Below are 11,668 nucleotides of genomic sequence, written 5' to 3' on the forward strand. Positions count from 1 at the left end.
CGGGCCTCTTTCTGTCTGGAGGCCCGGTGCGCACCTGAGACAGGCGTGCCCCCTGCGGGCCACTCGGAGAGGCACGCAGGAGGCGGAACAACGCCTGGGCCGAGGCGCGGACCGGGGTGGGGGGCTGCCCGCGGGATAGACACCGCCGACGTCCCAGCATGCTCGACGCCTTCGACAGGGCCCACCTGCCGTAGCGGTGAGCTCAGCCGAGCAGGTCGGCCGGGGTGAGGATCGTGATGCCGTCGATGCTGCCCCCGGAGCGGGACGCGGCGATCAGCGGGGCGTCCTGGTCGGCCCCAGGGACGACGCTGCGCTGGTTGACCAGCTCGGTGGCGTCATGGAGATCGAAGGGCGCGGTCTCGCGCCACTTGATCGAGCCGATGAAGGTGACGGTCTTCGCGGGACGCCGATCGGCGCCGACCAGGTCGACCTCGACGTCGCCCTTGCGGTTCCACCAGCCGCCGACGACGGCGGACGCCGGCACGACGTCGTCGTCGAGCGCTCGCTCCCAGAGGAGCCGCCGGACGACGGGCTCGACGGCTCGTCCGCGCCACGTCGACCACCCGCGCTCGATGCGCCGCGTCACGATGTCGCCACGGCCTGCATCGATGAGGTCGGCGGCGTCGTGCAGGAACGCGAGCCAGAAGCGCATGTACGGGTCGTCGATCCGGTACTGCTTGTGGTGAGCAGGCTTGGTCGAGAGGGGCTCGTCGACGGCGACGACGCGCCGCTCGACCAGCTGGTCGAGCGAACGCGAGAGCGAAGCGCGTTGGTCGACCTGGGCAGCCTGGCCGATCGCCGTGAACGTCCGGGCGTCCGCGCCGATCGCGCGCAGCACGTCTTTCGCCTGGGTCTCGGAGGGGAACTCGGAGGACAGGACCCGTTCGCCCGACACGACCAGCGTGCTGATCGAGGTGGACAGGCCGTCGGCGAGGTAGTCCGCGACCGACTGCCCACGTCTCCACGCCGTGACCAGCGGGGGCAGGCCGCCTGTCACCAGATAGGCATCGATCGCTGGTGCCGCGTCCAGGCCCGTCATTGTCGCCACGTCCTGCGGGGTGAGCGGGAGGATCTCCTTGTCGACGCTGCGGCCGTAGAACGGGCGTCCGTGGCTGGTGAGCCGTTCCATCTCTGACTGATTCGACCCCACGAGGACGAGGAGCACGGGCAGCGCCGAGAACCGGGTGTCCCACACGCCTTGGAGCGCGCCCTCGAACCCTGGGTCGCCGGTCAGGTAGGAGACCTCGTCCAGCACGATGATCGACACCCGGTCCGTTGGCAGCGCGAGGGCCAGGACGGTCAGGGCGTCCTGCCAGGAAGAGGAGACGGCGTATCCGGCGGCGTCCGCACCGGGCAGACCGGAGGCGGCGACGGTCTCGAGAAGTCGGCGCTGTTCGAGCTCGGGGCGCGATCCGTCTGCCAGGAAGTACAGCGACGGCACCCCTGCACGCTCGACGAACTCGGTGACGAGGCGGGACTTGCCGACCCTGCGACGTCCACGCAGGGCGATCGCCTTCCCCGGCCTGTCGGAGGTCGGGTTCCGCACCTGCTCCAGGACGTAGTCGAGGTCGGCGAGCTCGCGCTTCCGACCGACGAAGCCGGTCACCATGGTTTCCTCCGATGTAGGTCGCATCGAATGTTACCTACTTTCGATGTTACGTACAGGCCCATGATGGCGCTCATCCGGAGCCGAAGAGGGTGCGACCGTTACGAGAGCGTCCGCGTCACGTGCTCGAGCCAGCGGGCGACGGTGGCCAGCTCGTCGGGGGTGAAGCCGTCGGTGAGGCGGTCGTTCAGCTCGGCGAGCGCGGCGCGGACGTCGTCGAGCGCAGCGGTGCCGGTGGGCGTGAGGTCCAGCCGGACGGTGCGTCGGTCGTCGGGGTCGGTGCGACGGCGCACGAGGTCGGCGCGCTCCATGCGGGCGAGCAGGCCGCTGGTGCCGGCGGGGGAGGCCTGCAGCGCGGCCGTCACCTCGCCGATCGTCGCGCCGGGGTGGTCGGCGAGGTGCAGCAGGACGCCGGCGGCGGGGGCGCCGAATCCCTGGCCGCCGTTGCCGGTGCCGTGTGCGCTGCCGCGTCGCGCGATCCAGCGCCGCATCTGGCGCTCCGCCGCGGTGGTGAGGAACACCAGCCGCGGCGGGCGACGCGTCACCGTCGCGGCTTCCTGGCAGGAAAGCGGACGTTGCCGTCCTCCTGCGCCGGGGCGGCCCCCGCGCGGGCGTCGAGCCAGGCGAGGAGCTCGGGCCAGAGCGTGTCGCGCAGGCCTCGGCGGAAGAAGCCCATGTGACCGATCGCCTGCACGCCGCCGTCGGCGGGGCTCCACGTCCGTCGCTCGACGCGAGCGGCCGTGAGGCGGTCGGTGATCGCATCGATCTGCGCGGGGGTGGCCCACGGGTCGTCGGTGAACCCGACGGCGAGGACGTCGCCGGTGACGCGTGCCGCGTCCGCGGCGGCGCGCATGGTCGGGTCGTCGAAGAAGTAGCCCGGCAGGGTCGACCAGCGGCCCCACTCGAGCATCGCGGCGGCGGGCATGTCCTCCCCGAGGCTCAGGCGACGGCCGGGGACGTAGCCGAGCACCCGGGCCGTCGCAGGGCCGAGCACCCGCAGGATCAGCCGGACGCGCGCCCGCTCGGCGCGGTCGGGGACCGTGGACGTCGCGGCGACGTGGGACGCGACCGTGACGAACCCGGCCAGGCCCCGTGAGCCCCTGCCGAGCGCGAGCGCGTGCCCGCCGATGCTGTGCCCGACGGCGAGCTGCGGCACGTCGCCGAACCGCGGGCGGGCCCACGCGGCGACCGCGGGGACGTCGTCGGCCATCCAGTCGCGCATGCGCAGGCCGCGGTGGGAGCGCGGGCTGCCGGACCGGCCGGTGCCGCGGTAGTCGTAGGTGACGGCCACGTACCCGTGGGTAGCGAGGAACTCCGCGAACCCCGTGTACAGGCGCTCGGGGACCGCCGTCGCCGGGTGGATCACCACGACGCCGCGGGGCGGCTCCTCGGCGGGCCGGCGCACCGTGCCGACGACCCAGCCGCCCGCCGGGATCTGGATCCGCAGCTCCTCGGAGGCCACCGCCGCAGGGTCGTCGTTTCGCATGCGAAGCACCCTAGCGGGCGTGGCGAGGACGTGGCCGAGCGGCCGAGAACGGGTCGTGTGTGGCACGCTTCCGTCGTGAGTTCGCCGAGCCGGCCGCGACGGGGCTTCTGGTACCAGGTGTGGCGACCGTTCCGAGCCCTCGGGCGCGGCATCGCCAGAGTCCTGGAGCTCGTCGACCTCGTCAGCGTCGTCGTGAGCGTCGGGCGCGGCGTCGTCTGGCTCGCGCGGGGTGCGGGGAGCGTCGTGGCGCGCGTCGTCGACTGGTGACGGCGCTGGACGCGGCGCGGGGCCGTACTCGCGGCGACGCGGGGGCTGCCCGGCCGACCTCGACCGACGGCAGCCGACGAACGCGCCGGACGGCCTCGACGACGGCGGACGAGACGCCACGACGACACGGGAGACCGACCGGCACATGACACTGACGCTCGAACCGATCCTGCGCAGCGGGCTCATCGACCCCGCGGAGGCCCTCGTGATCCGGCACGCCTTCGTCAAGGAGCACGAGGACACGGGCCTGCCGGGCATCCACGCGGACTCGACCGATGACGAGATCCTGGCGTACACACGCCGGCAGTCGGCGTCGCCACGGATCTTCCCGGCTGCTCCGCCGGGCATCTGGGTCGTGTTCGTCCGCGAGGGTGGAGACCGGGCGCGGCTGTGGTCGGTGCTGGAGAACCGCGGTGAGGTCTCGAACGACGGGGCCCTCCGCACGTTCGACCTGGTCAGGTCCGAGCGGCTCGCGGACCTGAGGGACCGGTTGGTGATCGGTTGGCGGTCGCCGCGCACGTGGCGGCTCAACGGGCCGACCGCGGCGGGATACCCGGTCATGGAGATCGCCGACGCGCGGCCCGTGCCGTTCCCGGGCTTCGACCGGCTCGTGCTCGACCACGCGCAGCTGCAGGCGGTGATGCGCGAGCACCGCTATGCCGCGTGGCGCACGGCGCTGGCCTCCGTCGTCGGTGTCTACCTGATCACCGACACCCGCGACGGTCGGCACTACGTGGGCAAGGCCGACGGTGCGGAGAGCATCCGGCAGCGCTGGACCGCGTACGCGACCAACGGCCACGGTGGCAACGTCGAGCTGCGCACCGTCGACCCCACCGGCTTCCGCTTCTCGCTGCTGCGGGTGTTCGACCCGTCGACACCGACGCGGGTGATCGACGAGGCAGAGAGCCACTTCAAGGTCGCCCTGGACTCGCGGAGGCACGGCCTGAACCGCAACTGAGCTCCGGGCGTCACGAGGCGGGTCTGCCGCGGCGTGGGTCCCCCGTGAGAGCTATCCGGACTGCTCACCCGGGGGTGATTCGCCGGAGCGCCCGGATTCCTAGCGTTGCCGGTGGTCGCCCAGCCGGGCGGTCACGCACAGCGACGGAGGCCCGCATGAGCACGACGACCACGACACCTCGCCCCCGGACCCGGGAGGACGACGGCGGCGGCCCGATGTCCCGCTTCCTGCGGCACCCCCTGACGTGGATGCTGATCGGCGTGGTCGGCGTCGCCCTCGTCGGAGGTCTGACGGCGTCGGCCGAACAGTTCCTGCTGCTCCCCGTGCTGGGCGCGGCGCTCGCGGTCGTCGTCTACCGGGTGGTCATGCGGTGCGTCGCCCACCGCCGCACGCCCGAGCTCGCCGGCCGCCGCGCGGTGCCGGAGGCGCTGCGGGGCGCCGCGGTCGGGCTCGGCTTCGTCGCGGTGTCCGCGGCCGTCGTCACGGCCCTCGGCGGCTACACGTTCCGCGTCGCCGACGGCGGCCTCCTCGCGGTGGTGGCACCGATCGTCGCGGTGACCGTCGGCGCCGCCGTCACCGAGGAGCTCATGTTCCGTGGCTTCGCGCTCCAGGCGCTCGAGCGTCTGCTCGGGAGCTGGGTCGCGCTGGGGATCACGGCCCTGTTCTTCGGTCTGACGCACCTGTTCAACCCCGCCGCGACCGCGTGGAGCGCGCTGGCGATCGCGATCGAGGCGGGCGGACTGCTCGGCGCCGCGTTCCTCTGGCGTCGGAACCTGTGGTTCGCCATCGGCCTGCACCTCGCCTGGAACGCCACGATCGCGCTGCTCGGCATCCCCGTCTCGGGGCACGCCTCCGCGGGCCTGCTGGTCGCCGACATCTCGGGGCCGAGCCTGCTGACGGGCGGAGCGTTCGGCATCGAGGGATCGGTGGTGACCGTGGTGCTCGGCGTGCTGATCGCCGTCCCGATGCTCGTGCTCGCGCGCCGGCGTGGGACGTGGGTCCCGGCCCGCCGTCGTCGCCCGTAGGCTCGGGCCGTGCCCGACAACCCCGTCCTCGACCGGGCGTCACGCCCCGGTGAGCCGCGTCGACGGTGGCGACCGGGACGGCAGGACGCGCTGGACGCGTCGCTCGCGGTCGCCCTCGCAGTGCTCGGGTTCGTCCCGACGCTCTCGACGATCGGCGTCGAGCTCGGTGACCTGCCCGAGCGGCCGACGGACGCGCTGGCGGTGACGCTCGCCCTCGCGCAGTGCCTGCCGCTCGCGTTCCGCCGCCGCGTACCCGGGGTCTGCCTCGCCGTCGTCGGTGCCGCCTTCGCCGCGGCGCAGGTGCTGGCCTGCCCGCCGACGTTCGCGAGCGTCGGCCTCTACGTGGCGCTGTACACCGCCGGGGCCCACCTGGCGCGGTCTCGTCGGATCATCGCCGCCGTGGTGACCGGTGGCTACGTCGTCCTCGCGGCCACGCTGTCCGGCCTCGGTTCGCCCAACCGGCTGCCCGTGTTCCTCGCGTTCTACCTCGTCCTGGTGGTGATCTGGTCGGCCGGCGCGGGAGTGCGTCGCCGGCGGGCCGAGGAGGTCGAGCGTCGGCGTCTCGCGGCCGCCGTCGCGACCGCTCAGGAGCGCGCCCGGATCGCGAGGGACCTGCACGACGTCGTGACGCACCACGTGACCGCGATGGTCGTGCAGGCCGACGCCGCGCAGTACCTCCTGCACGCGGCACCCGACCGCGCCGCCGAAGGGCTCGTCGCGATCAGCGGCACCGGGCGACGCGCCCTGACGGAGCTCCGGCACCTGCTGGGCGTGCTCGAGGCCACGGGCGAGGCGGCCCCGGCGGAGCGGGCGCCGGTCCTCGGCCGCGTGGGCGACCTCGTCGACCAGGCCCGCCGGTCCGGCCAACCGGTGGAGTGGACGGAGGAGGGTCGACGGCGCGACCTGCCCGACGCCGTCGGGCTCGCCGCCTACCGGGTGGTGCAGGAGGGCCTGACCAACGCGCTCAAGCACGCGCCCGGGCGCCCGACCACGGTCCGCGTGCGGCACGGCGCCGACCACGTCGAGGCCGAGGTGAGCACCGGCGGACCCGACTCGTCGGTCGCCAGGCCGGGAACTCCGTCGCCGGACGGGCCTGGCACCGTGGATCCGGCGCCACCGGCCGGTCGCGGGCTCGCCGGTCTGCGCGAGCGCGTCCGCGTCCTCGACGGGGACCTGGAGACCGGCCCCACGCCTGACGGGGGATTCCGCGTGCGGGCCCGGATCCCCACCGCCCCGACCACCGCCCCGACCAGGAGCAGCCCATGACCGTCTCGCCGCCGGGGCCACGGCCCCCGATCCGCGTCCTGGTCTGCGAGGACCAGGAGCTGGTGCGGGTCGGCTACGTCACGATCTTCTCCGCGCAGGCCGACATGGAGGTCGTCGGCGAGGCGCAGGACGGCCGGGCGGCCGTCGAGGCCGCGCGACGGCTGCGCCCCGACGTCGTGGTCATGGACATCCGGATGCCCGTGCTCGACGGCATCGAGGCGACACGGCAGATCGCCGGGCCCGACGTCGAGACGCCGGCGAAGGTGCTCATGGTGACCACGTTCAACGTCGACGAGTACGTCTACGAGGCGCTGCGCGCCGGGGCGAGCGGGTTCCTGCTCAAGGACGCCCCTCCCGCCGAGCTGGTCGAGGGCATCCGGACGATCGCCCGGGGCGAGTCCCTGCTGGCCCCGAGCGTCACCCGCGCCCTCGTCGGCCGCTACGCCGAGCGGGTGCGGCCGACCGACGCCTCCCGCCCCGCGCGGGACGACGTCGTGCGTGCCCTGACCCCGCGCGAGCTCGAGGTGCTCGAGCAGCTCGCCGCGGGGCTGTCCAACGCGGAGATCGCGAGCGTGCTCGTCATCACCCCCGAGACCGTCAAGACGTACGTGTCCCGGATCCTGGCCAAGCTCGGGCTCCGGGACCGGGTGCAGGCGGTCGTGCTCGCCTACCGCGTGGGTCTGGTCTCGGCGACGGACTAGAGGTGGGTGGGCCGACGGGGCGGTCCCCGCCGGCCCACCGTCGTCGCGCGTCAGTCGCAGGCGACCCCGTCGAGCGTGAACCCGGTGGGATCGGGGTGGGTGCCGGCCGTCGTGGTCGCGCCGTTGTAGCCGAACGTGACCGACTGCCCCGGCGCGATGCTCGGCTGCCACGCCGGGTGGGTCGCCGTGACCGTGGTGCCCGTCTGGGCGACGGCCGCGCTCCATCCCGGCGCGTCGACCCGCTGACCCCCGGGGTAGTCGAACGTGACGACCCAGTCGTCCACGGTCGCGGCGGACGTGTTGGTCACCGTGACCGACGCGGTGAACCCGGTGCTCGTGCCGCCCCAGGCGGCCGCGGAGTAGTCGACGGTGCACGCGCCGGTGGGCTCGGGGGTGCCGCCGTCGTCCAGCGTCGTGAACGTGACGTTCCTGGTCCCGGAGACCGCCCCGGTGTGGTCGTTCCGCGACCGGACCTCCACCGTGTACGCCGTGTCGGGCTCGAGACCGGTGAGGTCGACCATGGGCGACCCGTCGGTGCTCGCGAGGACTTGGCCGGTGACGGGGTCGAGCACGTCGTACCCGGTGACGCACCCGGACTCGGCGGCACCCCACATGACGTGCGCGCTGGTCGCGGTGACGGACATGGCCATCACCGTTCCCGGGGCGCCCGGCGCCTCGTCGGGGCACGCCGGCTCGGTCGGCTCGCCGCCGTCGTCGCCGATCCCCGTGACCTCGCCGGCGCCGCCGTCGAACGCGACGTCGGAGCACGAGTAGAAGTTCTCGTTGCTGTCCGAGCGGACCCAGTGGGTGAAGATCATGTGGTCGCCGCTGCGGTCCGCCGGAAGCGTGACGTCCCAGTAGTAGTAGTTCAGGGCGCCGGGTCCGCCCGTGTCCGGCGGGTTCGTCACGCTGTCGACGAGCTCGAGGTCGTCCCAGGCGAGCGGGCTCGACGGGTCCCAGCCCTCCCGGGTGACGTAGACGTCGAAGCGTCCCGGGTGCTCGGCCCAGTTGTTGTGCTGGAACTGGTAGGTCTCCCCGGCGGTCAGGTGCGTCCGCGGCCAGTCGTCGCGCACGGCGTTGAACCCGCTGAAGTCGTACGGGCCGCGCCCCCCGCCGTCGCAGATCTGCCCGTCGGGGACGTAGCCGACCGTCCGGCCCGCGCCGTTCGAGTCCAGGTTCCCGAACCAGTTGTAGAACGCCGAGGTCCCGCTGACCGCGTAGGCGTTCGCGCACGCCGGGTTCTGCGGGTCGACCTGCCCGTTGCCCGTCTGGCCGTCCACCCAGCACAGGTACTGGCGGCTCCCCGGGAACACCTCCGCCCCGTGCGCGGCGGCCGGGGCGGGTGGCGAGGCCGCCACGAGCCCGGCCGCGCCGAGGACCACGGCGGCGGCCCACGCTGCGATGCGTCGCATCTCTCCAGCTCCTTCGCTCTCGGATGTCGAACGCGACGACCATGCCTCGCACCCGCCCGCGGCGTCAGCCGCCTAATCGATTCGGGCCGCCACCGTCCCCGCGAGCCCGACGCCGGTGCGGCCGTCCCGGGGGCGGGTGCGCCCCGGCGTCGTGCACGGGGGAGGATGGGGGCGGGGGGACACCGACCCGAGAAGGAGACCCATGCCCGCGCCCACGACGCCCACCCGTGAGTTCGTCACCGGCCTGCCCAAGGCGGAGCTGCACCTGCACCTGGAGGGCACGCTCGAGCCCGACCTCAAGCTGCGGCTCGCGCAGAAGAACGGGATCGACATCGGCCAGACGACGGTCGAGGAGGTGCGCGCGACCTACGCGTTCGACTCCCTGACGAGCTTCCTCGCCGTGTACTACCCGGCGATGGAGGTGCTGCAGACCGCGGACGACTTCTACGAGCTCGCCGACGCCTACCTCGCCCGCGCGGCGGCGGACGGCGTGAAGCACGCCGAGATGTTCTTCGACCCGCAGGCGCACACGTCGCGGGGCGTGCCGTTCGAGGCGGTCGTGACGGGCTACCACCGCGCCGCGGCCGAGGCGCCGAGCAAGCACGGCATCGACGCGCACCTCATCCTGTGCTTCCTGCGCGACCACTCCGCACAGAGCGCGGCAGAGACGCTCGAGGCGTCGGTGCCGTTCCGGGACAAGATCCTGGGCGTCGGGCTCGACTCGGACGAGCGCGACAACCCGCCGCAGAAGTTCGCCGACGTCTTCGCGCGCGCCCGCGAGCTCGGCTACCGGCTCACGATGCACTGCGACATCGACCAGGTCGGCAGCATCGACAACATCCGCACCGTGCTCGACGAGATCGGCGTCGACCGCGTGGACCACGGCACGAACGTCGTCGAGGACCCGGCGCTCGTCGACGTCGTCCGCGAGCGCGGCCTGGGGCTCACGTGCTGCCCCGTCTCGAACTCGTTCGTCACCGACGACATGAAGGCGACCGAGATCGCGGGCCTGCTGCGCTCGGGCGTGCGCGTCACGGTGAACTCGGACGACCCCGCGTACTTCGGCGGTTACGTGGCCGACAACTACGTGGCGCTCGCGGACGCCGCGGACCTGACGACCCAGGAGGTCGTGCAGCTCGCGCGGAACTCGTTCGAGGCGTCGTGGCTGGGCGACTCCCAGCGGGCCGCCTACCTCGCCGAGATCGACCGGTACGTCGCGGGGTTCGACCCGACCGCCGTCTGACCCGGCCTCCGGCTGCACCGAGGGAGAGCCCCGGTCCGCCGAGGGAGAGAGCCCTGGTCCGCCCAGGTAGAGCCCTGGTCCGCCGAGGTAGAGGCATGGTCATGACCAGGGCTCTACCCCGCGGGACCAGGGCTCTACCTCGCGGTTCTGGGCGCTCGTCCCGCGCAGGCGTACCGGGGAGTAACGTGTCGGGGACGGCCGCCGCCGTCCGGATGGCGGCGAGCATGCCCGCGGGGGTGAATAATCTCCGGGTGCCGCATGTTGGCGCACTCGGGCCCCGCGCCCGCGGATGAGCCGTCCGCGGCCACGACACGCGGGACCGGGCCCGCAGGGGCACCACGGACCATCGGCTGGCGAGAGGGCGACCAGAGCTCATGAAGGATGTGCTGTACGTCAACGGCGGGACCCCGCTGGACGGGACGATCACCGTACGGGGCGCGAAGAACTTCGTGTCCAAGGCGATGGTGGCGTCGTTGCTGGGGGAGTCGCCGAGCGTGCTGCGCAACGTGCCGCAGATCCGCGACGTCGGCGTCGTGACGGGGTTGCTGGAGCTGCACGGCGTGGCGGTGAAGTCCGACCCGGACGCGGGGATCCTCGACCTGGACCCCTCCAACGTCGAGTCGGCGCACGTCGCGGACATCGACGCGCACGCGGGCTCGAGCCGGATCCCGATCCTGTTCTGCGGCCCGCTGCTGCACCGCCTGGGCGAGGCGTTCATCCCCGACCTGGGCGGGTGCCGGATCGGCGACCGGCCGATCAACTACCACCTGGACATCCTGCGCCAGTTCGGCGCCGTCGTGGACAAGCGCGAGAACGGGATCCACATCCGCGCCCCGCGCCGCCTGCAGGGCACCAAGATCGCGCTGCCGTACCCGTCGGTGGGGGCCACGGAGCAGCTCCTGCTCACGGCCGTGCGCGCCGAGGGGATCACGGAGCTGGCGAACGCCGCGATCGAGCCCGAGATCATGGACCTCATCGCGGTGCTCCAGAAGATGGGCGCGATCATCTCGGTCGACACCGACCGCGTGATCCGCATCGAGGGCGTGGACCGCCTCGACGGGTACACGCACACGGCGCTCGGCGACCGCATCGAGGCGGCGTCGTGGGCGTCGGCCGCGCTCGCCACAGGCGGTGACATCACGGTCAAGGGCGCGACGCAGCCCGAGATGATGACGTTCCTCAACACGTTCCGCAAGGTCGGCGGCCGCTTCGACGTCCAGGACGACGGCATCCGGTTCTGGCACCCGGGCGGCGACCTGTCGCCGATCGTCCTCGAGACGGACGTGCACCCCGGCTTCATGACGGACTGGCAGCAGCCGCTCGTCGTCGCGCTCACCCAGGCCAAGGGCCTGTCGATCGTGCACGAGACGGTCTACGAGAACCGGTTCGGCTTCACCGACGCGCTGCGCGGCATGGGCGCCACCATCCAGGTCTACAAGGAGTGCCTGGGCGGGCGCGACTGCCGGTTCGGCCAGCGCAACTTCCACCACTCCGCGGTGATCTCCGGCCCGACGCCGCTGGCCGCGGCCGACATCGAGGTCCCCGACCTGCGCGGCGGCTTCTCCCACCTCATCGCCGCGCTCGCGGCGAAGGGCACGTCGACCGTGCGCGGCATCAGCCTCATCGACCGCGGCTACGAGAACTTCCAGGAGAAGCTCGTCGCGCTCGGTGCCGACGTCCGCCGCGACTGACCCCGCGGCGTCG

At 73.1% G+C, this 11,668-nt stretch carries 11 protein-coding genes; 7 read left to right on the forward strand and 4 right to left on the reverse strand.

The annotated features are described in order from the left end of the window. Window positions 1–202 precede the first annotated feature (202 nt). From ABRQ22_RS05735 to ABRQ22_RS05745, 3 genes are all read right to left on the reverse strand, one after another. Window positions 203–1,606: a DUF234 domain-containing protein gene (locus ABRQ22_RS05735; RefSeq protein WP_253050520.1), complete on the reverse strand. Its 1,404-nt coding sequence runs from the start codon at window positions 1,604–1,606 to the stop codon at window positions 203–205. 101 nt (window positions 1,607–1,707) lie between these two features. After that, complete coding sequence (locus ABRQ22_RS05740) at window positions 1,708–2,151, reverse strand: MarR family winged helix-turn-helix transcriptional regulator (protein ID WP_353708863.1); 444 nt, start codon at window positions 2,149–2,151, stop codon at window positions 1,708–1,710. Further along, window positions 2,148–3,092 carry an alpha/beta fold hydrolase gene (locus ABRQ22_RS05745; RefSeq protein WP_253050516.1) on the reverse strand — a complete coding sequence of 315 codons (945 nt, stop codon included), beginning with the start codon at window positions 3,090–3,092 and terminating at the stop codon, window positions 2,148–2,150. The genes ABRQ22_RS05740 and ABRQ22_RS05745 overlap by 4 nt, the downstream gene beginning before the upstream one ends. Window positions 3,093–3,167: 75 nt before the next feature. Here ABRQ22_RS05745 and ABRQ22_RS05750 point away from each other — a divergent pair, with 75 nt between their 5' ends. From ABRQ22_RS05750 to ABRQ22_RS05770, 5 genes are all read left to right on the forward strand, one after another. Next, window positions 3,168–3,359: a hypothetical protein gene (locus tag ABRQ22_RS05750; RefSeq protein ID WP_253050514.1), complete on the forward strand. Its 192-nt coding sequence runs from the start codon at window positions 3,168–3,170 to the stop codon at window positions 3,357–3,359. Window positions 3,360–3,504: 145 nt separating this feature from the next. Then, complete coding sequence (locus tag ABRQ22_RS05755) at window positions 3,505–4,317, forward strand: GIY-YIG nuclease family protein (protein ID WP_253050512.1); 813 nt, start codon at window positions 3,505–3,507, stop codon at window positions 4,315–4,317. Window positions 4,318–4,472: 155 nt separating this feature from the next. Beyond that, on the forward strand, window positions 4,473–5,342 hold the full coding sequence (locus ABRQ22_RS05760) for a CPBP family intramembrane glutamic endopeptidase (RefSeq protein WP_353708864.1): 870 nt from the start codon (window positions 4,473–4,475) through the stop codon (window positions 5,340–5,342). 9 nt (window positions 5,343–5,351) lie between these two features. Continuing rightward, a complete protein-coding gene (locus tag ABRQ22_RS05765) occupies window positions 5,352–6,608 on the forward strand; it encodes a histidine kinase (RefSeq protein ID WP_353708865.1) in 1,257 nt (418 codons plus the stop codon). Then, complete coding sequence (locus ABRQ22_RS05770; protein ID WP_353708866.1) at window positions 6,605–7,309, forward strand: response regulator transcription factor; 705 nt, start codon at window positions 6,605–6,607, stop codon at window positions 7,307–7,309. Before ABRQ22_RS05765 ends, ABRQ22_RS05770 begins: the two co-directional genes overlap by 4 nt. A gap of 50 nt (window positions 7,310–7,359) precedes the next feature. On the opposite strand, the gene ABRQ22_RS05775 is transcribed toward ABRQ22_RS05770, so the two are convergent. After that, window positions 7,360–8,721: a lytic polysaccharide monooxygenase gene (locus tag ABRQ22_RS05775; RefSeq protein WP_353708867.1), complete on the reverse strand. Its 1,362-nt coding sequence runs from the start codon at window positions 8,719–8,721 to the stop codon at window positions 7,360–7,362. A 202-nt stretch (window positions 8,722–8,923) separates the two neighbouring features. On the opposite strand from ABRQ22_RS05775, the gene ABRQ22_RS05780 reads away from it, so the two are divergent. Further along, window positions 8,924–9,964 carry an adenosine deaminase gene (locus ABRQ22_RS05780; RefSeq protein ID WP_353708868.1) on the forward strand — a complete coding sequence of 347 codons (1,041 nt, stop codon included), beginning with the start codon at window positions 8,924–8,926 and terminating at the stop codon, window positions 9,962–9,964. Between the two features lie 374 nt (window positions 9,965–10,338). Further along, window positions 10,339–11,655 (forward strand): UDP-N-acetylglucosamine 1-carboxyvinyltransferase, encoded by a 1,317-nt coding sequence (murA, locus tag ABRQ22_RS05785; protein WP_064317243.1) that lies wholly within the window; start codon window positions 10,339–10,341, stop codon window positions 11,653–11,655. The last annotated feature ends 13 nt before the right edge of the window (window positions 11,656–11,668 follow it).

Origin of the sequence: Cellulosimicrobium sp. ES-005 (assembly GCF_040448685.1) — a bacterium.
GTDB lineage: Bacteria > Actinomycetota > Actinomycetes > Actinomycetales > Cellulomonadaceae > Cellulosimicrobium > Cellulosimicrobium cellulans_G.